Here is a 25,001-nt window from a genome sequence, read left to right on the forward strand (position 1 = left end):
AGCCATTAGCCATTAGCAGCTACTTTGGCTGCATTATACCTTTAAATACTTGAAAAAAATGTAAAGATTGATTTAAAACATTTGGAAATACCTCCTTAACGCGAGTAGGGAACATCAACATCGTTATGGTTAGCACCAACAATTTTTTATGTTCCCGATCAAAGTTTAGCGCGCCCAGGGAGAAAAATCAGCCGCATTCCTTGCTAACAAACGCACCTGGGAGAGGATTTCCTGGCAAAATTGAGAAAGTGACAAGAGCGTTGGGTGGATGTGCCGTGACGACTAAAACTGTTGACACGATTTTGAACCGCGTCGTTGCAGGTTACGACTTATCGCCGGAAGAGGGAGTTTTTTTATTAAAGCAAACCGATGGGGATGCCTTAGGGGCGATGCGGGAAACTGCGGATTGGATGCGCGATCGCATCGCTGGCAACACCGTCACCTACGTCATCAACCGCAATATTAACTTCACGAATATCTGCGAGCAACATTGTAATTTCTGCGCTTTCCGGCGCGATGCTGGGGAAAATGGCGCTTATTGGTTAGATTGGGCGCAAATTCTCGAAAAAGCAACCGATGCGGTAGCGAGGGGTGCAACGGAAATCTGTATGCAGGGAGGACTCAATCTCGACGCTAAACTCAACGGCGCTTCCTTGCCTTATTATCTGCGCTTGGTGGAAACGATCAAAAACGAATTTCCCCAACTGCACCTGCACGCCTTCTCCCCCCAAGAGGTGCAATTTATTGCCAGAGAAGATGGACTGTCGTACTCTGAGGTAATTGCTGCCCTGCGGGATGCTGGAGTCGGTTCGATGCCTGGAACCGCAGCAGAAGTCCTCGACGACGAAGTGCGGCGCATCCTTTGTCCGGAAAAAATCGATACCGCAACTTGGCTAGAAATCGTCGAGACAGCGCATAAACTCGGTGTACCGACAACCAGTACCATGCTTTCCGGTCACATTGAAACGCCAGAACAGCAGATAATCCATTTAACTCGGTTGCGAAATCTGCAACAAAAGGCTTTAGAAAGCGGCTACCTAGCTCGCTTCACCGAATTCATTCTACTGCCCTTTGTCGGTCAGGAAGCCCCCAAACCCTTGCGCCGCCGCGTCGGACGAGATCAACCAGTTTTAGAAGACGCCCTCGTACTGACTGCCGTAGCGCGGCTGTTTTTGGGAAAATGGATACCCAACCATCAACCCAGCTGGGTCAAACTTGGTCTAGAAGGTGCAAAATTAGCCTTGAGATGGGGTTGTAACGACATAGGCGGTACTTTAATGGAAGAGCATATTACCACGATGGCTGGGGCGGTTGGCGGCACTTGTATGGAAGTGGAAACCCTGCAAGAGGCGATTCGTTCCCTGGGGCGTCCTTACAAACAACGGGATACACTTTATAACATTGTTGCCTAATCGCGTCAGGGGGGGGGTTGATCGCGATGGCTCCAACCCCCCCCTTATACTACATGGTTGGGAAAACCTGCCCCTACAAAACTGAAAAATCGCCAAGTTTGCAATTAGCGATTGACCCATGAAGAAAAAAAAGAAACCGTCGTTGCTGCTATCGTTGGGGGTAGCTGCGTTCTTGATTGGTGGTGGCGCTGCTACCTGCTGGGTACTGGTTCAGAAACAGCCAGTTTTGGGATTGCCCCCTGGTGCTAATCTGATTCCTAAAGATGCCTCGATCGCGCTTTCTGTCTCCACCGACCCCAACCAATGGCAGCAATTGCGGTCATTTGGCACGCCTCAAACCCAAGCTGCTTTTGCCAAGACTTTGGGGCAGTTGCGCGATCGCTTCCTCTCCTCCAACGGCTACAATTACCAGCGGGATATCCAACCTTGGGCAGGTAAAGAAGTAACTTTTGCCTATTTGCCAACCCAACAAACCAATCCCACCCAGTCATCCTCAACCCTAACCCCACCAACCCATAACTCCAGTCAACAGTCGGTAGTGATGATATTGCCGATTGATAACCCCCTGCAAGCGAAACAGGCATTAGAACCTACCAACAGCCCCCTGCAACAGGGAAAATGGATTAGCCGCACCTACAAAGGCATCGAAATCAAAGAAACCAAAACCGGAGACGCGCTCAATATTGCTTCTACTCAATATTCAGCAACTGTACTAGATCGGCGTTTCTTAGTCGTTACAACCAATCCAAAAGCTACCGAAAGAATCATCGACACCTTCGGTAGTAGCGAATCTCTGGCAAACACTCCAGGCTTTAGAGAAGCTTTGGGTAAAATAGAAACCGAGCGACCTTTTGCTAGATTATTTATCAACGTGCCAGTAGCCGCCGCCGCTGCTATCAATTCCCAACCGCAACTGTCTGCCCAAAACTTAGCCCAAATTCAACAGCAAGGCTTAGCAGCAACCATGACAATTAAACCAGAAGGGTTGCTGTTTAAAAGTATTTCCTGGCTTCAGCCGAATAGCGACAAAAAATATGCGGTCAAAAACTCAGCAGTTAAAATGTCCAACCGCCTACCCGCCAACACCCTAATGATGATGTCTGGCGGCAATTTACAGCGATTTTGGCAAGATTACATCCAAGACGCCCAATCAAATCCGCTAACGCCATTTAAACCAGAACAAATTCGCAGTTCAGTTAAAAAATTTACCAACTTGGATTTAGAAAAAGATTTACTTTCCTGGATGTCAGGAGAGTTTTCTTTATCTTTAGTGCCTTTGCCGCAAGACAACTCGAATTCAGGGGAAAATCAATCGGCAGCGAACCCAGCACCCGGTTTAATATTTATGGTAAAAGCAAGCGATCGCGCCGCCGCCCTTACAACGATCCAGCAGATCGACCAAGTAATGAGCAATCAAAATAAATTCAAGGTAGAAAAAACGACCATCGGCAATAACCCCGTCACAAATTGGATCGCACCCGATCGGGAATTAACAATTACCCAAGGTTGGTTAGATGAAAACGTTGCTTTCTTGTCACTAGGAGGAGGGGTTACCAACAGGATTGTCCCTCAACCCAAGACAACTTTGGCTCAAAGCGATCGCTTCCGCAACACCGTCCCCTTAGAACTAAAATCCAACAACGGTCATTTCTACCTCGATGTTGAACGTTTAGGCATAGACAGTACAGCTAGATTCTTAACCTTTTTATTCCAACTTTCCACCGATCCCAACACCCAAAAAACCCTCACCAATCAACTTTTACCAATTCGCGGTATCGGCGTTACCGCCGCCGTTAGCGATGAACGCAGTACCCGCTTTGATATCTTCGTTTCGCTGAAAAAAGCCGGAGTTCCCAAACCTTTACCCAGTCCTACCCCCGAACGCTTTTCTCAGCCATCTCTTTAGACAGTAACTCAAGTTGCTAGTGTTCTCAAATAGGCCGCTAATGGCTAATGGTTAATCGATCGCTGCCAAAAAATGCTAGATTAGCAATTAACTATTAGCTATTAGCAAAGACCAAATTTATAACTGGTAGGGGCGGGTTTTACAAACCACTGTGTGGCAAGAAACCGGGTTTCTGTGAAAAATTGTTGAGCCAGGAAAGAGATCATGGTCGAAACCCGGTTTCTGGTATCGTTAAAACCGCCCCTAGTTGGGTTAATAGGAAGAGGGGCGATGAGAAAAAATAAAGCCTTAAAATAAATTTCAGACTGTAGGGAACATTATAGATACAATACTAAAACATCGATTGGGGAGAACACTGTATGGATCTGGTTTTACTCCAGAACTGGCTGGATAATACAAGCTTCGCTGTCTTATTTATTACCATGCTGATCTATTGGGGAGGCGCAGCATTCCCCAACATCCCGTATTTACCAGCTTTGGGGACAGCCGGGATGGCGATCGCAAACCTCTGCATTGCTGCTATGCTAGGGTCGCGCTGGCTAGAAGCCGGTTATTTCCCCTTAAGCAACTTGTACGAATCCCTATTTTTCCTAACTTGGGGAATTACAACAATTCACTTAATCGCCGAAAATATGAGCCGTTCGCGCTTGGTCGGCGTCGCGACGGCACCTGTGGCAATGGGTATTACTGCATTTGCCACCATGACTTTACCTTCAGAGATGCAGTCAGCAGCGCCCCTGGTACCTGCCTTAAAATCCAATTGGCTGATGATGCACGTCAGCGTCATGATGCTGAGTTACGCCACCTTAATGGTAGGTTCATTGCTAGCGATCGCATTCCTATTCGTGACGCGGGGACAAAACATCGAACTGAGGGGTAGTTCAGTCGGTACAGGCGGCTTTCGCAATAACCACTATAAATTGCGCCGCGCCGAAGAAATAGTTTCCCAACCCGCAGACACTACAATTGAACAACCAGCGGATCGCAACGGCAAAGCCAAAACAGCCGTTCTCAGCCCCATACAAACCGCCCCAGCGCAAAAACTCAAACCATCCGAACCCCTTTCACCCCAACGCCTCAACCTAGCCGAAACCCTAGATAACATCAGCTACCGCATCATCGGACTAGGTTTCCCCCTACTCACCATCGGCATTATCGCCGGTGCAGTTTGGGCAAACGAAGCTTGGGGTTCATACTGGAGTTGGGACCCCAAAGAAACCTGGGCATTAATCACCTGGCTAGTCTTTGCCGCCTACCTCCACGCCCGCATCACTCGCGGTTGGCAAGGGCGTCGTCCCGCCATTTTAGCAGCAACCGGCTTCGTTGTTGTCTGGGTTTGCTACCTCGGCGTCAATCTCTTAGGTAAAGGATTGCATTCCTACGGTTGGTTTTTCTAATACCAAACGAATGAATTCGCGGCTACACATGCATAGCCTAACGACTAAAGTCGCGGCTACACAGACAAAGTCCGCCTGCGCGGACTAACTAACTTCAAGCCTGCGTAGGCAGGCTTTGTTTGTATAGCCGCGACTTCAGTCGTTGGGCGTCGGGCTACACAGACAAAGTCCGCCTGCGCGGACTAACTAACTTCAAGCCTGCGTAGGCAGGCTTTGTTTGTATAGCCGCGACTTCAGTCGTTGGGCGTCGGGCGTTTTTTGATATGAGAGCGATCGCGCTCATTTATTGCCAACAAAATAATTAAAGCAAAAAATTGACATGAACAATAAATTTGAGCCACTGAACAGTGAAGATGCCGTTTTGTCTATAGAAAACTCTCAAGAGCGAGTTTTAATTCACGAACCTATGTTTAAAGTAGGTAAATTGCTCAAAACAATGAAATCACGGGTAATAGAAATAGACATTAACTCTTTTGAGAAACAAGAAGATTGGATAAAACAAAAGAAAAAGTGGCTAGATGAGGGCGTCAGTTGTGAAGTAATGAAGCCAGGTGGTAACTGGCAAAAAGGCAAAGTCAGAGTAAAAGTAACTCTGGAATTTTCCCCAGATGAACCGATCAACCCACCCTCCCCTCTAGACGATCTTCGTCAAAAAATTCAAGAAACCGAAAACTAAAACCTCTCTTCTTCCTCTTCCTTCGCGTTCTTCGCGCCTAATTCGCTACCGCGAATCGCTTCGCTAACGCGGTTCAATTATTCTTCTCTTCCTCTGCGTCCTCTGCGTCTTTTGTGGTTCAATTCTTATAATGCTCTCCCGCCCCACCTGGACACCCATCCACGCACAACTACATCGCACCCTGCGACAACGTCAAATATTGCCAAAAAACCAACAATTATTAATAGCAGTATCCGGTGGACAAGATTCACTTTGTTTGATAAAATTACTATTAGACTTACAACCAAAATGGCAATGGCATTTAGGAATCGCCCATTGCGATCATCGCTGGCGTCCAGACTCAGAAGCCAATGCCAACCACGTAGAAAAAATAGCTAAAAATTGGCAATTACCATTCTACAAACTTTCAGCAAATCAAGTTTTGAACGGTGAAGCAGCAGCGCGACAGTGGCGCTATCAAGCTTTGAGTGAGATCGCGCAATCCCACAACTACCCCTACATCGTTACCGGACATACCCAGAGCGATCGCGCCGAAACCCTACTTTACAACCTGATGCGCGGCAGCGGCGCAGACGGCTTGCAAAGCCTCACCTGGGTTCGCCCCTTAACTGATAACCTCAAGCTAGTGCGCCCCCTCCTGGAAATCACCCGCGCCCAAACAGCCCAATTTTGCCAAGACATGCAGCTTCCGGTTTGGCAAGATTCCACCAATCAAGAGTTAAAATACGCCCGTAACCGCATCCGCCAGGAATTAATACCTTATTTACAACAACACTTTAACCCGCAAGTCGAGCCAGCCTTAGCTCAAACTGCGGAACTTTTACGCGCAGAAGTCGAGTATCTGGAAAATGCGGCTTCTGCGCTGTTACAAGAGGCTATCGAGGAGAGGAGACTAGGAGCAGGCGAGACTACTTTATGCTTAAATCGTTCGCTATTGCGTAAAGCACACCTTGCCCTACAACGGCGAGTGATGCGGCAGTTTCTACAACAAACTTTACAGATGGCACCCAGTTTTGAGCAGGTAGAAAAAATTACCGCTTTGATTACAGCCCCGAATCGCTCGCAAACCGATCCGTTTTTGAAGGGAGCTTTTGCGACGGTGGACGGCAACTGGATCTCAATCCAAAATCCCAAATCCCAAATCTAAAATCAAGAAGCTGCCAGTTGTTGTGCTTGGTTAGTCAGACTCATGACAATGCCGCCCATTTCACCAACAGCCCAACGTTGATAGTTACCGACTTCCTGAATATGATTGAGCGTGCCGGAAGTCGCTTCTAACTTCTGGCGCAGTTCGTTTAGCTTGTCCTGGACTGGCTGTAACATTTCCTCGTATACTCGCACGCGACCCCACAGTTCTGCGGCTGCGGCGCGCTGAGATTGTAAATTCTGATCGAGCTGCTTTAATTCTTGACGCTGGTGTTCCTGTTCTTGCGCCTGATGGTCGATCATCCCTTGAGCTTGCTGAATGCTCGATCGCATCTGATCGATTTCCCTTTCCAGCTTTTGCAGTTGCTCAGCTTGTTGTTGCCGCATAGTTTCTAACTGCCTCAAAACTGGGCCGAGATCGATTTTTTGGTGATCAAAACCCTCCTCATCTTCCTGTCCTTGCCTACGGCGCAACACTTTTACGTGTTGGGTGAAAATTTCTTCCCGTTCCCGCAGCGTGCGGAGACAACCCATATAGGATTCTTCCAGCATTTGGTAACTGTCTTGCTCGTCAGAGAGATCGCTTTGCAGCTGTTGACGTTCCTGTTCGCTAGCTTTTTGAATTTGCTGTTGCAGTTCATCGATAGCCTGCTGGCGTAATTTCAATTCCTCTTCTTGGTCGCTGACAAAGCGCTTAGCTTTTTCCAACTCTTGCTGGCGGTTTATTACAATTGCTTGCAGGTCACCCACGGGCATCCGCTCTAGGGCAGCAATATCGATTTGGGCGCTAAGTTTAACATCAGTAGACATCGCTACTAGACGCTGAACCTCTTGAATTAAATCGTTTTGGGTTCGCAAGGCGAGACTGAGGGATTGAACGTACTCCTGCTTAGTAGCCAGAGTATTTTGCAGCCCCTTTAACTCCGAGCGTCTGGTCATCAGAGAATCCTGAGCCTGCTGCCAATTAGCCCAACGTTCCTGGATCTTGGTGGCAGTGCGGTCTACATCTGCTTGCTGTTGGGAGGCTGCTCCCCGTTTTTGCTCGAGTTGTTGCCAGTGTTGGTCTAGCACGGCTTGTTGTGCCGCCACCGTCTCGAAGGCGAAATTTAACTGTTCCAATACGGGTTCTGGGGAGGCGATCGCACCAGACAAGTTATTTAGTATCTCCTGAATTTGGGCTGCCTGATGCTCGTCCAGTGCTGCCGCTTTAGTTTGTTGCACTTGGGACTGACGCTCTTCCAAGCGCCGCATTTCACCCCGCAGATGCTCCCAAGCGCCCTCTAGCTCGCGACGATTGCGATCGATTTCTTCCCGCAGTCGCTCTGCTTCCTCGCGAGCGCTGTTAATTTCCTGCCGTTGTTGCTCGAGCCGTTCAAACTCATCTTCCATTTGCTCGAGCTGTTCTTGCCGTGCTTGAATTTCCATCTCCCGGCGATTTAGCTCCTGAGCCTGATACGTTAGAGACTCCTTCCACTGTTCTATTTCTTCTTCTTTGGTTTTATATTTTTCTTGTTGCCGGGAATAATTTTGCAAAATCCCGACTAGCTGACGCCCCGACTCAATCCGCTGCACCTGTCGATTTGAGGCCAGCTCCACTAACACCAGCCCCCCATCGCCAAATTTGTTTGCTTCTTCTGGCGCGGGAATGACCTCATCACCAGGGACTGGACTCCATTGCTCCCCCCGCTGACAGGCCAGCAGTTTAAGATCGGCCTTGCTGCCCCCAAAAACGCCACTGCTTTTCTTTTGTACTTCTGCTAGATACAGCACACCGCTTATCCTCTTGATGTGTCAAACGAGCAACGAGCCATAGCTCGACCTTCCCCGTATATTCAATTTTTGTCTGACTAAACATAGTTTAGGTAGACAAAGGCATTAAAACAATCTGGGTTTACTTGTCAAGGACCTTCGCTACGAGGCGCGCCACTGAAATCACCATTAGACTAACTCAAACAGCGAAGAGCCTCTATTGTCTGACTTCCCTAAGCCAGGACAGTTGCTCCCTTGCCGGGGAGGAGAATTTGCCATCAGGGAAATGAGAAAATGGTTGACAACAGATTTACCCAGAGGGGACGGATCGTAACATGGTGTTGGCAGCTAGGGTCAACTACCCCATCCCATTGCGGATGGAGCTTCTACCTTGAGCGGGAAACGCCTCGTCCTATTGCTAAGATATGGTCTGAGATTCCCTCCAGTAGCAGGAGTCCTAGTTCCTGGGACCCAAAACTTTTTGCTGTCACATATACCTATTAGCTGAGCGAGCGCGTATGGCATTGATGTACAAGCACTTGTTGATTTTAGCACAAATCTATTGGATATTCCTTACCTGGGACCTGTCTGTCCTACAGATCCCAATTGGTCGGGGTGGGACTCGTCACCAGCAAAAATCTATCTTTACCGCATAGCGTATGGGGAATTACGCAAAATTTGTTAAATTCTAACCTAGACTGAATAGGTCCAGATTGGTTGGGATTTTGCCATACCCAAGCAAAAAAAGTCAGCAAAAAGGCGCTGGCAACAAGCTGGCAACTGAAGGCTGACCAATACGGTTTTTAGGAGAACCTTTAAGTTCCATGCAGGGGACGTTGAATGAAATTGATATCCGCAGTATCCTGCAACTGATTGAGTTAGGTCAGCGAACGGGTTACCTGGAAGTAGAGGCATTTGGCCTGCACCGGGATTCCAAGTCGAGACTGGGGGAGCGATTTTGGTTTGTCTTTTTCCTCAACGGTCAAATTGCTTATGCAGCAGACAGCAACAGCAGTTTATCGCGGTTGCGGGACTACGTGCGGCGCTATCGGGTAGAGGTGACCCTCAACAGCAAGATCGTTCCGGCAATTGCTTCTACCAATGCGCCAGAATACGGCTACCTTTGGGCTTTGCTAGAAAACCACGTCCTCACTCCAGCTCAAGGGCGTAGCATCCTGCAAAGTATGGTCAAAGAAACCCTATTTGACTTGCTGAGCTTACACAACGGGTCATTCATGTTTGAAATTGGCCCAGCTTTAGCACCGCAACTGATGACCTTGGAAATTGGCCCAGTGGTGGCGAAAATTATGAAACAGGTGCAGGAGTGGAAGCAGTTTCACCCCCACATCCAATCTCCCGACCAGTGTCCGATCGTTGCCGATGCTGCCAAGCTACGCCAAGCTCTGCCAGAAAATACTTTTAAAATATTGGAGCATTGGGCAGACGGCAAAACTTCGATTCGCCGAATGGCCCGCTATTTAAATCGAGAGATTTTACCAGTGGCACGAGCCATCTATCCTTATGTTAAGCAAGGCTGGGTGCAACTGCTCTATTCCGGCCAGGTGGCGACGGCGACTGGACGAGAATTAGCGCTGTTTGGAGAAACCGGCAGCAAAAGCATTGTCTTTATTGATGATGGCGTTGCCACTTGTAAAGCCGTAGAGTATACCCTAAAACAGCACGGTTATGCCGTTGCTGCGATCAGCCATCCTGTGAAAGCGTTGAGTCTGGTGTTTGAAATCAAACCCGACCTGATCCTGTGCGACATTGCCATGCCAGAACTAGACGGGTACGAAATTTGTGCGATGTTACGCCGAGCAACCGCGTTTCGACAAACACCGATTATCATGCTGACCAGCAAAGATGGGTTTATCGATCGAGTCAAAGCGCGGATGGTAGGGGCGACTGACTACCTGACCAAACCGTTCGGCGACAGCGAGTTATTGATGCTGGTAGAAAAATACGTCGGCTCTGCCGATGCTGCTAAAGCTAAAACCGATCGAGAGTCAATTAATGAGATAGAAGAGGAGATAGGAGCCATTGACAATTCCCATGCCTAAAAGAAGGGATTTGTGGGTTGCAACTCTGTTGCGTTCCGTACCACCGACTCTAGCACCTGACTTTCCAGCCTGACCCATTGCCAGTCTGGTCACAACAAGTTATTGCGGAATTACTTATGCTAAGGGATCTAATCTCCAAAGGTTTGGCAAAAGCACAGATGTACGTACAGCAGCAGATAGCAATGCTAATCGATGATTTTAAGCCAAGAACATTCACTTTACCAAGTCTGGCGCGGATTAACTCAACTCGCTATCCCAAGACGGCTTGTAGCCCCAGAACCCAATCTGGGGCTGGCCTTGGCAAAGTAGCTTTCACTTGAGCGGCGATCTTTTCGTCAAGGATTCAAGCTACTTTAGTTCCATATCGGCGAAAAGGGTTAACCCTAAAGAAGCGTTATTGTTAACAATTGTTAAACCAGCAGGTAGGTGGGAACTTATGAGTACAGTTCTGGTTGTGGAAGACAGTGTAACTCAACGAGAGATGATCTCAGACCTTCTCAAAGGAAGTGGGTTAAGCGTAACCGTAGCCAGCGACGGTGTCGAAGCACTCGAACAAATTCAGGGTCATCGTCCTGACTTAGTGGTTTTGGATATTGTGATGCCCAGAATGAATGGCTATGAGGTCTGCCGAAGGCTGAAGGCAGACCCTAAAACCCAGAACGTGCCGGTAGTAATGTGTTCTTCTAAAGGGGAAGAATTCGACCGCTACTGGGGCATGAAACAGGGAGCAGATGCGTACATTGCCAAACCTTTTCAGCCGAAAGAACTGATTGGAACGGTCAAACAACTGTTAAGAGGATAAATTAAAGCTTATGGTTGGAAATCCGGATTTTTTAACGGGCAGAGGCGCTGACCAAGCTCCGGAGTTCCAGGAACTTGAAACTCCTGAAGGTGAGCTGCACTTGCGATTTTATGTATCTCCGGAGCAGGAGTTTGCACTGCCTGCAACGGGAATCAAAGAGGTGCTTTCCCAGCCACCAGACAGGATTACGCCAATTCCCAATGCATCGCCGTTGCTATTAGGAACGGTGAACTTTCGGGGACGGGTAATATGGGTGGCGGATTTGGGGCAGTTTCTGGGAGAGCCAACGTTGTTGAATACCGACCGACCGGAAATTCCCGTGATTGCGGTGGAAGACGGAGACACAATGTTAGGGTTAGCAGTTGACCAGATCGTGGGCATGGATTGGCTGGACGCGGATTGGCTCCAGACGCGCAACAGCGCCCCTGACAGTATGGAACCATTTCTGCGCGGGGAGTGGGTGTTAGACGCTGAAACTAATCAGTGCCTCCGACTGCTCGATCCGGTAAAAATCCTCAGATCGGCAAGGTGGGCAGCTTAAAAAAACAGACAATAAAAAAGAAAATCTCAACTAACCACTGCCGCTGTATCTTAGGCTAGCTGTTTCTTTTTAATCCAAGACTATTAACTTTTGACTTTATTTGGAGGAGGCAAATGGCATCCAAAACAGATTATGGGCAGAAATATCTCCAGGCTCAAACAGCCTACATGCAAGGCGATTACCAAGATGCGGCGGAAATAGTCGATCAACTGGTGCAGGATTTCCCAGAAGATGCAGGCATCCGTCTGCTGCGGGGTCATATTTACTGCGACTTGCAGCAGTACGACGCAGCGAGGGAAGAATACGAGAAAGTCCTATCGCTGACGGATAACCAGGAGTACGTCAATTATGCCAACAACGGTCTGGCTTACGTTAATCAAAGCGAAACGCCGAGGGGGGCACCTGTAGAGCCTGGGAATTTGGAAGATATTGATGATAGCTTTCCACCCGAGGTAGATTATCAAGACTTCGCCCAGCCAGGGATGAATAATTGGCAAAATCTAGGAGATGCAAACCCAGGAAGTTATGTAGACCTGGGCGGTTTGGATCTCGATAGCGTTGATGATACCGAAAATACACCGGGGTTAGACCAACCGTTTGCCAATCCTTTCGGCAGTTCGACTTCACCCTATGCGCCTTCTGGGTTAGAAGGACAAACAGAGGGATTGGACAATCCATTTGTCGATGACTACGGCTCCTACAGGGATAACGCCGCGCGGTCGAATTTGTACCAGGAATCCTCGCCAGGATTAGGGTCATCGGATTTGTTTTCGATGGATGATGACGACTTTAACTGGAACAACGATGCAGCGAAAGCCCAGTGGAACGAGTCTTCCCCGTTCGGAGCCTCGTCGAACGATGAAGAAACCCAGTTCTACCAATCGGCGAAACATTTTGAACCAACGCTCGCGCCCCTAGAAGACGAACCCCCCGCCATAGACGATACCGGACCCCTGTCCCTGTGGCATTCGGGTGACTTGGGAACGCCCCATACCGGCGGTGACACCAATGGCTTCCACCAACCTCCCTCTACCAAACGCCAAGTGGGTGAAGATGAAACCGTATTACTGGGAGAGGAAGAGCCATACGAAGCCCCAAGAACGGGTCAAGCGCCTTCGCGGTGGAGTTCCCCGATGACATCCAACGGCTTTAACGCCACCAACAACTTTGATGCCAGGGTTTTCGATTCAGCCTTTGATGAAGATACAAAGGCTGAATCGACTCAGGGGTCAGAGGGAATGGGGACGGGGAGTACCGCTTTCGATTTTGACGAATTAGACTTTGACGATGACGATCTGGGGAATATCCCGGATTTTGACATGCCTGAGAATTCAGCAGGCTTCTCGGCAGCTACGACTAATTCTGGGTTTAGTTTAACGACTGCAAGCGGCAACCTGGGTACAGGGGGCTCGGCAGATATAAGCACCGGAAGCGATCGCTCGACCTTTGGCGACGAAGAGTTTCTCCTACCAGGAGCAACGGATCAAGTCCCCAGCTTTACCCAGGGGGATAGCCGCCACATCGAACCTACCGTGACGGTCGAGCAAGGTTGGCTGGCTTTCTTAGAAAACGCACCTTTGCGCAGAAAGCGGCTAATCGCGGCGGGAGTCGTGGGGATCTCATCGGCGATCGCTGTGGCGGCGATCAGCTTCACCAGCCAAAACGTGTTTTTTAGATCGAGCAATAGAGAAGTCCTGGGACAGTTGCAATGGACTGGCTTAGCAATGGCTGGAGTCGCAGGGGTCGCTAGCTGTGCCACCACCCTCGCCGTCGGCGGGCTGATCGAAAAGCAAGTCCGGCGCAGCACCGAGGAGTTGCAAAACCAATTCGATGCTGTCTGTGGGGGCAACCTCGCGGTTCAAGCAACGGTGTACTCCGAAGATGAATTGGGACAACTGGGTGCCGGCTTCAACCAAATGACCCGCGTTATGCTCACCACCATGAGCGAGGCGCAACGGAAAGCTGAAGAGCAAGAACAGGCTAAAGAAGACCTGCAACGCCAAGTGATCCGGCTGCTGGACGATGTGGAAGGCGCTGCTAGAGGGGACTTGACCGTGCAAGCCGAAGTCACCGCCGACGTGTTGGGAGCGGTCGCCGATGCCTTTAACTTAACGATTCAAAACCTGCGGGATATCGTGCAGCAGGTGAAAGACGCCGCCCGGAAAGTGAATAAAAACGCATCGGATAGCGAAAAATTCGCGATGGGTCTCTCGGCTGACGCCCTGCGCCAAGCCGAAGAACTCGCGGTCACCCTCAATCAAGTCCAAGTGATGACCGATGCGATTCAACGGGTCGCCGACGGCGCCAAACAAGCCGAGGAAGTGGCTCGCACCTCCGCCGCCACCGCGCTCAAAGGCGGCGAAGCCGTAGAACGCACCGTAGCGGGGATTTTGAGCATTCGGGAGACTGTAGCAGAAACGACGCGAAAAGTCAAGAGATTGGCAGAATCTTCCCAAGAAATTGCCAAAATCGTCGCGTTGATCGCGACTATTGCCTCCCGCACCAACCTGTTGGCGCTCAATGCTAGCATTGAGGCGGCTAGGGCAGGAGAAGCAGGCCGGGGATTTGCGATCGTGGCAGATGAAGTACGGCAGCTGGCAGACCGGGCAGCGAAAGCGCTCAAGGACATCGAACAAATTGTGTTGCAAATCCAGAGCGAAACTTCATCGGTGATGATGGCAATGGAAGAAGGCACCCAGCAGGTAATCGAAGGTACCAAACGGGCAGAACAAGCCAAGCGCGCCCTCGACGACATCATTCAGGTGTCGAATCGGATCGACGCCCTGGTGCGCTCGATTACTGCCGATACCGTGGAACAGGCGGAAATCACCCGCAACGTGGCTCAGGTGGTGCAATCCGTAGAACTGACCGCGCAAGAAACCTCTCAAGAAGCTCAGCGCGTATCGGGTTCGCTGCAAAACCTGGTCGGCGTCGCCCGCGACCTGTTGACCGGGGTCGAACGCTTCCGAGTGGACGTGACAGAACGGTAGAGGATCTGAGGTCAAGCAGTCATGAGTCAGAAGCAGCTTTCCCGCAAAAGCTGTTATTTCCATTTAAAATCCAAACTCTAAAACCCAAAATAGAACTATGCTGCCTGAACAACAACAGCGGATTTTGGGCTACTTCATCGAAGAAGCCAAAGATCACCTCAACACGATCGAGCAAGGGTTGCTCGCGCTGCAAAACACGATCGACGACCCGGAAATGTTGAAGGAAGTATACCGTGCCGCTCACTCGATCAAAGGCGGAGCAGGGATGCTCGGTCTTAGCAGCATCCAAAAAACGTCTCACCTGTTAGAAGACTGTTTCAAGATCCTGGAAGGCAGTCCGGTGCGAGTTGACCAAAAGCTGGAGTCCCTGTTCTTGCGAGTGTTTGATACGCTGCAATCCCTGATAGAACAACTGCAAGGGCCTTTTGGTTTAACCGAGGAGGTCGCCGCCAGTTTGATGTCAACAACGGCACCCGTCTTTAGCGAACTGCAACAACACCTAGAAGTTCTGACCAAACAGCCAGTAGGCGGCGTCAAAGTGCCAGCTGTAGCCGCAGCAGCGAAGGAAAAAGATCAGATCCAGGTGGCGTTTCAACAAGAGGTGATGGAGCATCTGCGGCAGATGTTGCAGCTTTTTAAGCCACCCCAGTGGCCCAACAGTCGGGAGGATCTGGTGTCGCGCTGCAGGCAATTGCAGGAACTGGGGTCTCGCTTCAACCTACCTGGTTGGAGCGAGTTGCTCTCCTGTGGGGCAAGGGCGATCGCTAACCCCGACAATTCCTCCCAAACTCTAGCACCGATCGTCATCAAGGAAATCAAACAAGCCCAAGAACTGGTATTAGCAGGACGGGAAGCCGAAGTGGCGGTCAGCTCCCAACTCGCAGCGCTCGCTCCACCAGCACCAACACCGGAAGCAGCCATAGAATCCGATTTGGTAGACCTGCTAGCAGTGACCGGAGACAGCGACGACTCGGAAGACTGGTTCCAGTCAGCCCTCGCAGAGGCCCCCGCAGACGCTCTCGGCGACGGTGTTGCCAGCGAGCCGCCCTCTGGCGCGATTGACTTCGGCGCGAACGCATGGGAACCAGGGGATGACGCTGCACAATTTTTCTGGGTACCTGACACCGATGTTACCCCCGCAAAAACAACCGCTCGCAGCGATAGACCGGAAAAGCCGAGCGTGACGGCACCGGCAGATCCTACAGGGCCGGAAGTTGGGGCAGCGGAACTGATTGCCTTAAACGACCTTTTCCCAGAAGAAGTCCCAGAACTCGATTCTACCTGGCAATTGGAAGAAGTTCTCGGCGACGCTCAAAGCGAGCCTCTGTTGGAAAGCTTCGACGATTTCAATGCAGCGACAGACAATGAATTAGCCGATCTGTTTGCCCAAACCTATACAGCAGCCCCCGACGACTCCCCAGAAGATGATACCGTGACGCTGTTTGGTAAGGCATTTTTCGATGATGACAGCGAAGCAGAGCCGATACCGCCCCAGGGGGAAGCCGCAGCGGCAACCCGGTTGACCGCTCATCTGTTTGACGAGGATTTCTCCGCAACAGAAACACCTGCATCGCGTTCAGATGAAGATATCAGTTTATTGGGGGAAAATTTCGGCTTCGACGACGACAGTACCTCAGATCCGGTAGCGTTCCAGGGGGAAGCCGAAGCAGAAAGTGCATTGACCGACCTGTTTGAGGAGGATTTCCCCGCTGTAGAGACTGGTGCTACCTCCCAAGATGAAGAAGACCTGAGTTTGTTTGGGGAAGATTTCTGCTTCGAGGATAGTCCCACCGAGCAAATTCGCGCCACCTCGCCATCAGCTGCAGCCGCATCAGAACCGGAAGCGGACGACTTGAGCGAATTATTTGCCGGATTAAACGAAGATGACTTTTGGCAAGCAGAACTGACCAACGAGTCAGAGGCGCTTGACTTGGCAAGGTCCCAAAGTGCAGACATCTCTAACTTGGACGATAGCAATTGGCTCGAAGGCTGGGATAACGCCGCCATAGCAGGGCAAGTTCCCGATGAGTTAGATATGGCTGGCTTTGAACCCTCTGCCCCCGCTGATGATTGGCAAGGCGAATTATTCACCGCCAGGGAGGAGATCTCCCCAGCAGCAGGCAGCGCTTTGTCGGATAGAGCGCCAATAGAATTAAATAGGGAAGATTGCCGATCTGACTTGGCAGCGCTGACGCCAGCGCTCTCATTTGGTGAAGTAGATTTTGGCTTTAACTCGCCTGAAGATGAAGCAGCAATGCTATTGGGCGACGAGTCGGAATTGATGGGACTCGAAGCAATCAACCAAAACTGGGCAGATCAAATCGCGGGGGATGCAAAAGCGGTTGAATTCGGCGCCCTGACAGATGATTTTGATTGGGATGCCAACGATCTGTTTGGGTCAGAAGCAGCCGCAGGAGAAACCCCGTCGGCGCAAAGTATCGTTAGCGCGCCAGAGGTTGGTTCAAAACCCACAACGGACTATCCGTCACCGCAGAATGCTGAAGCATCGATAGATGATTTCTTCTCCCTGGATGAACCGTCCCAACTTTGGGGCGAGCCATCTCAAACAGAAGCCGATCTAGGACTGGATGCCAATTGGCTCTTGGCTTCCGCGGATCTGTTTGCCGATATGGAAACACCACCTCCACAAGATGCAGAAATCCAGGCTCGGATCTCCGATGGTGGAGAAGGGGAGTTTGACCTTTTTGCCGATGAGCCTGGTACTGAGTTCGATTTGTTCGGAAATGAAACACCGGCAGAGGAGGAAGCTTTTGAGATTGCTGATAATGCAACGGCAGAAGAACTGTTAAGCTTTGATTTTCCGTCAGCGGAGAGCGAGACAGGGGCAGATGATGATGATTTGGCATGGCTGTCAGAAATTACTCAGGATGTAGATGCCGAATCGGATTTGGCTCAACAAGAATATGAGGAAAACACGGAGGAGGAAGTATTAAATTTAACAGAGGGGGAAGAGCAATTTTCGTTTGAGCAGTTGGCTTTTGCAGAGACAACAACAACCACTGAGGGAGAAGAGCAATTTTCGTTTGAGCAGTTGGCTTTTGCAGAGACAACAACAACGGCAGAGTTGGAACCAGAACCGGATTTTGCCGACCTGGATGCGATGCTGGGTGAAGTAGGGGATCCGCCATCGGCAACGGGTGTAAATTCAAGCCAGCCATCGGCAGAGTTAGATTTTGCCGACCTGGAAGCGATGTTGGATGAAGCAGGGGATATAGGGGCAACGGGTGTAAGTTCAAGCCAGCCATCGGCAGAGTTAGATTTTGCCGACCTGGAAGCGATGTTGGGGGAAGAGGCGATCGCACCAACCGGCGCGGATATTACCCTGGATACAATGTCATCGATGGTGTCGGCTATACCAGGAGAGGGCAAGAGTACGCCGGAGATCGTGCCAACCACCGATAAAACCCAAGCTGTGGCGGCTAGCGACGAATTTGAAGACCTGGAAGCCATGATAGCCAGTGCGGAAACCCTGGGTGGCCCGCCAATGAAATCCAGGCCGGGGCAGGCTAATGCGTCTAAGCCAAGGGCGAGGATATTTGAACAAACGATGAAGGTGCCGGTGAAGCAGCTAGACAACCTCACCAACTTGGTGGGGGAACTGGTAGTCAACCGGAACAGCCTGGAACAGGATCAAGAACGGCTGCGGCAGTTTTTGGATAATTTACTGCACCAAGTCCAGCAACTGAGCGATGTGGGCGCTAGGATGCAGGATTTGTACGAGCGCAGTCTACTCGAATCGGCGCTGCTGGCTAGCCGTCAGAGCTATCGCTTCTCCACCACAGGTGGCGATGGATTTAGCGGTTACTCATCGGGTTCGACTTGGGATCATATCGAAATGGATCGCTTTACGCCGTTCCACACTCTCTCCCAAGAAATGATCGAACTGATTGTGCGAGTGCGGGAATCTGCCTCTGACATCGAATTCATCGTTGATGAAACCGATCAAGTCAGCCGCCAGTTCCGGCAGGTGACCACCCAGCTGCAAGAAGGCTTGACTCGCGCCCGCATGGTGCCGTTTGCCGAAATTGAACGGGTGTTTCCGTTATTCCGCTACGTGCGCGATAAAGCTGCAGAATTGGGCAAACAGGCAGAACTGCGAATCGAAGGGCGGGAAACCTTAATCGATAAGTTGATTTTGGAACACCTCTCCGACCCGATGAAGCACTTAATCAACAATGGCCTCGCCCACGGGATCGAAGCGCCTGAAGTGCGGCAGCGGCAAGGCAAGCCACCCGTGGGTCGGATTACCCTTTCTGCCTTCCACCAAGGTAACCAGACGGTGATCTCGTTCTCCGACGATGGTGCGGGAATCGATGTGGAACTGCTGAAGGCTAAGGCGGTGGAAAAACGACTGATCACCGCAGAACAAGCCAAGAGCCTATCCCGCATCGAAGCCTACGAACTGCTCTACCTTTCTGGTTTGAGTACCAAGGATAAGGCTGACTTGATCGCTGGTAAAGGGGTTGGGATGGACGTGGTACGTACCAACGTCAGCGAAATTCGGGGAACGATCACCACCGATTCGACTCAAGGCAAAGGTACCTCGTTTACGATTCGCCTGCCGCTGACGCTGAGTATTTGTAAAGCGCTGTGCTGCGTCAGCAACCAAGCTCGGATTGCCTTCCCGATGGATGGCGTGGAAGATGCGCTCGATGTGCCTAAATCTCGGGTTCAAGTCAATGGTGAAGGCAATCAGTATATTCAATGGCGCGATATGCAGTTGGAGTTCAAGCATCTCAACGAGTTGCTGACATTCAATCGCCAACTAGGTCGGGGTCGCGTGTACGGCGCTAGCAAAGATGAAGATTCGGTGGCGATCGTTGTACTGCGTAGCGCTGGTAACTTCTTGGCGATCCAGGTCGATCAGGTGGTCGGCGAGCAGGAAATTGTAATTAAGCAACTCGAAGGCCCGGTACCTAAACCCATCGGCATCGCGGGTGCTACCGTGATGGGGGATGGTCGGATCATGCCGATTGGTGACGTGTTGGAGTTGATCGACATCGCGATGGGACGGGTAGGTAAAGATCGCCGCGCCATGTTGTGGGAGCAAAATAATCTGGCAGCGGCGTCAGAAACCCCCGTCAACGAGCCGAGAGTTTTGATCGTGGATGATTCGATCACTGTACGCGAACTGCTCTCGATGACCTTTAATAAGGCTGGCTACCGCGTGGAACAAGCACGTGATGGTCAGGAGGCTTGGGATAAACTCAAATCGGGTTTGCCTTGCGATATAGTCTTCTGCGATATCGAAATGCCCAGAATGAACGGTCTGGAGTTGCTCTCGCGGTTGCATAAAGACCCCGACCTCACTCATCTGCCGGTAGCAATGCTGACTTCGCGGGGTGCGGAAAAACACCGAGAAATGGCCTTCGATTTGGGTGCTAGCGGTTACTTCACTAAGCCTTATCTAGAAGAAGCGTTGCTCGATGCGGCTTCGCGGATGCTGAAAGGAGAAAAATTGGTGCCCAGTAATATTAGCGCTTCATAAGTTTTTAGCCCAATTACCTGAAAAAATTAGGGGATTAAGCTACATCAAATGTTTGGGCTGGAGTCACCTCCAGCCCTTTAATTTTGCTCGGCTGTCTAATTTTAATCCGATTAAAAACTGTTGATTTAATATCATGTCCTTAGGCATCGGTAGTGTATGGATAGCTAATTGCAAGCTTGCTAATTGCTGGTCAATTGCCTCCAGCTCTGCTCAATAATTATTGACTGGTTCTTTTTTATTTAGCCATTAGCGATTAGCTATTAGCAGTTACACAACCGTTGCCAAAGGACATGATATAAGCTCAAATTGCATCTGTTTCAGGACTTACGCAAAGAAACTTTGGTGATATGAAAAATCGTGGTTTGGGAACCAGAGATATGCCTCCCTTCCGCACTCGCGTTCGACGTTCGAAACCGGGTTTCTGGCAACGCCCTTGCTTAATTCCTGTCTTTTTGAAGAGCTTTGCCATGAAAGCAGATTAGATACTGCATAGCATTTTACTCCAAAAATGCCTCTGGGGATTCTCAGACAAAACTTACTAAATTAAGTCCAAAAAATCGATTGTATTATTTGAAATATCAGAAAAAATTAGGCTATATTTTAAAGCAATAAGAAGCTATCAATAGCTTCAAGATAACCACAACTACAATCCCCAAAAAAATGGACAGCATCTCCAAAAATCATCGCGCTAAAGTTGAAATCACTGACCTAATCACTGAAGCTGTTTCTAATGCAGAGGCACGCCGCCATCAAATTACTGATGTAGAAGCATCTCTGTCTGATGCAGAAGCAGCTGCTGTTAAAGGTGGTTTTTGTGCACCTGTAAAGCCAATCATTTTAGGAAGAATGATTTGTCCGCCGATTATAGTTGGTTTAATCGCTCTACCTACTGAAACTTCCATTTCTTAGTCAAGTTTGAAATGGTGAGGACTTACGCGCACCCATCCGGGTTTCTCTGAAAAATCGTTGGGAAAGGGAACCAGAGATATGCCTCCCTTCCGCTACGCGAATGTAGCAAGAAACCCGCGCAAACACCAAAGTTTCTCTGAAAAATCTTCGACTTGGAACTAGCGAACGCAGCAAGAAACCCGGTTTCTAGGATTGCGTAAGTCCTGATGGTAAAAAATTCGTAGGTAGAGGCCGATCCAATGGAAGAAATCGATGTCAAAAGTTCTACACCCCTTTGCCCCAGTGCGCGACCTGAAGTCGGGAATAGTGCGGTATTTGGGATAGTTGTTGGGACAGTAGAAAAACCCCAAGTCGCTTATCTTAAGCAGGTTCAGCCTCTGACTGATGAACTGATGGCTCTGAGCGGCCCTGTTACGCCAGGGGAAGTGTTTCGAGTTGCTGCTCCCTGTGCGGGGACAGGTTGCCAGCATTTTGATGGCGCAAATTGTCGTCTAGCAACGCGAGTTGCAAATCAACTGGCTGCCGTATCGGAGAATTTACCATCTTGCCCTATCCGTCGCGAGTGTCGGTGGTGGCAGCAAGAAGGTAAAGCAGCGTGTATGCGCTGTCCGCAAGTTATCACAGATAACTACAGCCCATCTGAACAAATACGTCAGGTAGCGACACCTGCGCCTGTGTAATCAATTCAATCAATTAAATAACTCAAGTTGCTAGTTACATCGAAGGTTGCTGGTAATAGGTAATGGGTAATGGGTAATTGTCAAGAGTAGACTGAGCCATGAATCCAATTACCAATTACCAATTACCAATTACCAATGTCACAACTTATAACTAGCAACTTGCGTTAAATAGAAAAAAGCCCTCTGATTAATCATCAGGGGGTTTTTACTCAACTTAGAAAGCCTTGCCAATTTATAAAAGCAGGACTTATATCATGTCCTTAAGATTACCCATAATCATCAGCCGGGACACGGCACGATTAACGTTATCTGTTTGTCCGAGATATCTCTGATGCCGTGTCCCTACGCAACGACGGGGTGAGGTTTTTTATGATGGGCAATTCAACGGACATGATATTACGCACCAAAACCATATATGGTGGGTGGTATATGGTGGTGATGGTGCCATACTCTCGTCTAACGCACCCTACATTTAGAGTTTCTGCGTAAGTCCTGAAAGTTATAATTTATTTTTTGAGCGTATCCTTTTCTCTTTTGTCTAAGGCTTGTTTGGCTTTTAACATGGCTTTTAAAAAGGCTAATTCGCTCTTCCATGCGGTGCGAGGAAGGATGGAAGTTTGAGATTTATCATTGAGGGAATTGGAATTTTCTGCCATAACTTATAGCTCCAGGCAACTGTAACTGATTAAACTTCAACTAATCGGGGATGGGAAAATTATGGTTCATCCTGCCAAGTTTCAGGCCATTGGATGCGATCGCTTGTAAAATGAAGCGGGTCATTTTCCGGCCAAGGCGCATTAATACCCTCTTCAATAAGTTCAAATTCACCATTATCAAAGGGTAGCCCTTGCGCTTGAACTTTAGGAGCAACGCGCTCCCGAATTCCCCGTTCTGCCTGTACGATCGCCCGATGGTGGCAGTAAGGATTATTCCCGCGACGGTTGAAGAAAACATGAGCAGTCCAAGTACAGCCGCCGCGACAAAGTTCGGCAAACTCGCAGGTTTTACAAAAGCCCCACAAGTGCGCTGTTCCTTGGGGAGTTCCAGCTCCTAAATTGAAGCGCAATTCTTCAGTTTCTTCAACAATTTCTCGCAGTGAAAGGTCTCTGATATTGCCACCCGTGTAAGCTGCTGTAGGCAGGGAGGGGCAACCTTTAATGGCGCCATCTGCTTCAATTCCTAAAGTAGAAAGTCCCGCAGAACAGCCTTGCCAAAATGTCCACTCGTCTCCCTCTCCGCGTCCTCGCAAAAATCGTTCGTCAGGGCCATAGTAACCGATGTTATTACCCGGTTGGAGTTGCACGCCGTCGCGCTTTGCTCGCCGAGCTACTCGGGCTAGCATCGGATAGATATCGAGTAGTTCGCAGGGTTGCAGGAGAATATCTGCGTTGTCTGCGGCATTCCCCATTGGGACGGTTAGTTGAATTTGCCAAGCGATCGCAAGGGCGTCACGAATATGTTCGTAGATACAAGGAAATTCAGGTGCTGACAAGCGGTTAATTTGGGTGTTGCAGCCGAATTTAATCCCGACTTCTTTCAGATGACTCATGGTTTTAAAAGCATATTTCCAAGATCCTTGGCGTCCGCGCAAGCGATCGTGTGTTGCTTCTAAACCATCAATTGAAACGGAGACAGTTGCAATGCCTGCTTCTTTCATTCGACGTGCTGTTTCCAGCGAGATGCCATAACCTCCAGTAGTCATGCTGCAAAGCATCCCAGCTTTATTAATCGCTGCGGCAATTTGCAACCAATCCGGACGCAGAAATGCTTCGCCGCCAATCAGTGTAACTTCCTTAATGCCGACTTCTGCCATCTGCCGAACGAGGTCAAGCGCTTCTTCTGTGGTAAGTTCTTTAGTGCGTGCTTGTCCGGCTCGCGAACCGCAGTGACTACAAGCTAAATTGCACTTTAGAGTAATTTCCCAAACGGCATAACTGGTGCGGCGATATGTCATAAAAACCTTCAGTTTTTTGGATTGGGTAAGTTAATTTCTTAAACTTCATTTTGGAGACATAACTGCTTGAGTATGTCTCCATTTTTATTCAGCCTCAGAACACAAAAGAAATAGAGACGGAGTAAATATCTTCTGATACGGGAACTCTGACGATACTGAGGCCAGTCATGCTAACCAAACCACCCGTAATATAAATCTGCTCGTGGTCTGTTAAGTCGCTCAGAAAGCTTTCCGATCCTTGGAACAATTAAGAACCAGCAGGATGGACGTCAGATATAGTAATATTAGCCATTTAGAATCTCCTCGTCATTTAAATGATTGAACTTACTGAAGTGGGAGAAAGTACACTCATCACTGTTAAACTCCCACTCTAAATGTTTGCCGCCTGAGGAACAAACTTCAGCATAGCAATAAATACTTGCTAAAAACACAGCGCTCGCGCTTTTCATCCTCAAAGCGGCAGATGAAAAAGTAATTAACGCAAGTTGCTAGTTATAAACAAGGGCGTTGCTAATGGCTAATTGCTAATTGCTAATAAAGGATTTTTACCAATCTCGCCATTAGCCTCGTGACCAGGGCAGAGCCTAGTAACGCCATTAGCCGCTCCCAGAGAGATAACTAGCAACTTGAGTTAATGATTGGTCGCTTGAGACAATGACTCCATACAGCGGTTGAGGCCACCAGTCTTTTGGAGGCCAAACAATTACGCCGTACATGGGTTGGATAATGGGATATTTTCCGCCAACAAATCCACCGAGGACTGCGGCTAACTCTTCTTCATTCAGGTCGCTGAATTCACCCTGCTCTTTTGACTCTATTACATGGAGAGCGGCAGTTTCAAATTCTTCTTTTGAAAAGACGTAGCCAGCCTCTTTCAATACTTGTTGACGTTCCTCAACCGTGCTGTTATCTAGTTGAGTGCGGAAGGCTTGGTCTTTAACCAGCCTTACCAAAAACTCTTTCAGTCTTTCTAACAAATTTACAGACATACAGTCGTCCTTTGAATCAAATTTAAAAACCGCAGAGCCGAATGGAGAAAACAGAACAGCAATCTTGTCTATACTTTGCCATAATTTGGAATAATCAGTCAATCTTATGAATAACTTTATTGGCCTAAAAACTTGTATTTATGTCTTTATTAATTTTTATGATGGAAAACATCATAAATTTTTCATTTACAATTAATTATTGGTGAATCAATAAAAGATTGAAATTATTAGTTAAATTTGGCTAAATTTAAACTAACGCTATGTGTCTACCTTATTCACAC

The 25,001-nt window shown here is 49.1% G+C and carries 17 protein-coding genes; 13 read left to right on the plus strand and 4 right to left on the minus strand.

Annotated elements, in window-relative coordinates; genetic code table 11:
* Positions 1-275 precede the first annotated feature (275 nt).
* The 5 genes from cofH (at position 276) to tilS (ending at position 6,538) form a co-directional block, all read left to right on the plus strand.
* Positions 276-1,412 (plus strand): 7,8-didemethyl-8-hydroxy-5-deazariboflavin synthase subunit CofH, encoded by a 1,137-nt coding sequence (gene cofH, locus MiSe_RS10905; RefSeq protein WP_226578831.1) that lies wholly within the window; start codon positions 276-278, stop codon positions 1,410-1,412.
* A 118-nt stretch (positions 1,413-1,530) separates the two neighbouring features.
* Entirely contained in the window at positions 1,531-3,318 is a 1,788-nt protein-coding gene (locus MiSe_RS10910; protein WP_226578712.1) for a DUF3352 domain-containing protein, read from the plus strand.
* 359 nt (positions 3,319-3,677) lie between these two features.
* Positions 3,678-4,715, plus strand: a complete 1,038-nt coding sequence (gene ccsB / locus MiSe_RS10915; RefSeq protein WP_226578714.1) for a c-type cytochrome biogenesis protein CcsB — start codon at positions 3,678-3,680, stop codon at positions 4,713-4,715.
* Between the two features lie 319 nt (positions 4,716-5,034).
* Positions 5,035-5,391: a KGK domain-containing protein gene (locus MiSe_RS10920; protein WP_226578715.1), complete on the plus strand. Its 357-nt coding sequence runs from the start codon at positions 5,035-5,037 to the stop codon at positions 5,389-5,391.
* A 130-nt stretch (positions 5,392-5,521) separates the two neighbouring features.
* Positions 5,522-6,538: a tRNA lysidine(34) synthetase TilS gene (tilS, locus tag MiSe_RS10925; RefSeq protein WP_226578718.1), complete on the plus strand. Its 1,017-nt coding sequence runs from the start codon at positions 5,522-5,524 to the stop codon at positions 6,536-6,538.
* Positions 6,539-6,540: 2 nt separating this feature from the next.
* Here tilS and hmpF read toward each other — a convergent pair whose 3' ends face one another.
* On the minus strand, positions 6,541-8,307 hold the full coding sequence (gene hmpF, locus MiSe_RS10930) for a pilus motility taxis protein HmpF (protein ID WP_226578721.1): 1,767 nt from the start codon (positions 8,305-8,307) through the stop codon (positions 6,541-6,543).
* Between the two features lie 803 nt (positions 8,308-9,110).
* Here hmpF and MiSe_RS10935 point away from each other — a divergent pair.
* From MiSe_RS10935 to MiSe_RS10970, 8 genes are all read left to right on the plus strand, one after another.
* Entirely contained in the window at positions 9,111-10,346 is a 1,236-nt protein-coding gene (locus tag MiSe_RS10935; protein ID WP_226578724.1) for a response regulator, read from the plus strand.
* 116 nt (positions 10,347-10,462) lie between these two features.
* Entirely contained in the window at positions 10,463-10,666 is a 204-nt protein-coding gene (locus tag MiSe_RS10940; RefSeq protein ID WP_226578727.1) for a hypothetical protein, read from the plus strand.
* A 116-nt stretch (positions 10,667-10,782) separates the two neighbouring features.
* Positions 10,783-11,148, plus strand: coding sequence for a response regulator transcription factor (locus MiSe_RS10945; protein ID WP_226578730.1), 366 nt, complete (start codon positions 10,783-10,785; stop codon positions 11,146-11,148).
* A gap of 10 nt (positions 11,149-11,158) precedes the next feature.
* Positions 11,159-11,689: a chemotaxis protein CheW gene (locus MiSe_RS10950; RefSeq protein WP_226578733.1), complete on the plus strand. Its 531-nt coding sequence runs from the start codon at positions 11,159-11,161 to the stop codon at positions 11,687-11,689.
* A 113-nt stretch (positions 11,690-11,802) separates the two neighbouring features.
* Positions 11,803-14,679 (plus strand): methyl-accepting chemotaxis protein, encoded by a 2,877-nt coding sequence (locus tag MiSe_RS10955; RefSeq protein WP_226578736.1) that lies wholly within the window; start codon positions 11,803-11,805, stop codon positions 14,677-14,679.
* Between the two features lie 97 nt (positions 14,680-14,776).
* On the plus strand, positions 14,777-20,188 hold the full coding sequence (locus MiSe_RS10960) for a hybrid sensor histidine kinase/response regulator (protein WP_226578739.1): 5,412 nt from the start codon (positions 14,777-14,779) through the stop codon (positions 20,186-20,188).
* Between the two features lie 660 nt (positions 20,189-20,848).
* Positions 20,849-21,097, plus strand: a complete 249-nt coding sequence (locus MiSe_RS10965; RefSeq protein ID WP_226578742.1) for a hypothetical protein — start codon at positions 20,849-20,851, stop codon at positions 21,095-21,097.
* Positions 21,098-21,336: 239 nt separating this feature from the next.
* Positions 21,337-21,777, plus strand: a complete 441-nt coding sequence (locus MiSe_RS10970) for a nitrogen fixation protein (protein WP_226578745.1) — start codon at positions 21,337-21,339, stop codon at positions 21,775-21,777.
* Positions 21,778-22,283: 506 nt separating this feature from the next.
* Here MiSe_RS10970 and MiSe_RS10975 read toward each other — a convergent pair.
* The 3 genes from MiSe_RS10975 to MiSe_RS10985 all read right to left on the minus strand — a co-directional run bounded on the left by MiSe_RS10975 (position 22,284) and on the right by MiSe_RS10985 (position 24,720).
* Entirely contained in the window at positions 22,284-22,433 is a 150-nt protein-coding gene (locus MiSe_RS10975; protein ID WP_226578748.1) for a hypothetical protein, read from the minus strand.
* A gap of 59 nt (positions 22,434-22,492) precedes the next feature.
* Positions 22,493-23,731 carry a nif11-class peptide radical SAM maturase 3 gene (locus MiSe_RS10980; protein ID WP_226578750.1) on the minus strand — a complete coding sequence of 413 codons (1,239 nt, stop codon included), beginning with the start codon at positions 23,729-23,731 and terminating at the stop codon, positions 22,493-22,495.
* A gap of 596 nt (positions 23,732-24,327) precedes the next feature.
* On the minus strand, positions 24,328-24,720 hold the full coding sequence (locus MiSe_RS10985; RefSeq protein WP_226578753.1) for a Nif11-like leader peptide family RiPP precursor: 393 nt from the start codon (positions 24,718-24,720) through the stop codon (positions 24,328-24,330).
* Positions 24,721-25,001: the final 281 nt, after the last annotated feature.

Source organism: Microseira wollei NIES-4236, assembly GCF_020521235.1.
Lineage (GTDB): Bacteria > Cyanobacteriota > Cyanobacteriia > Cyanobacteriales > Aerosakkonemataceae > Microseira > Microseira wollei.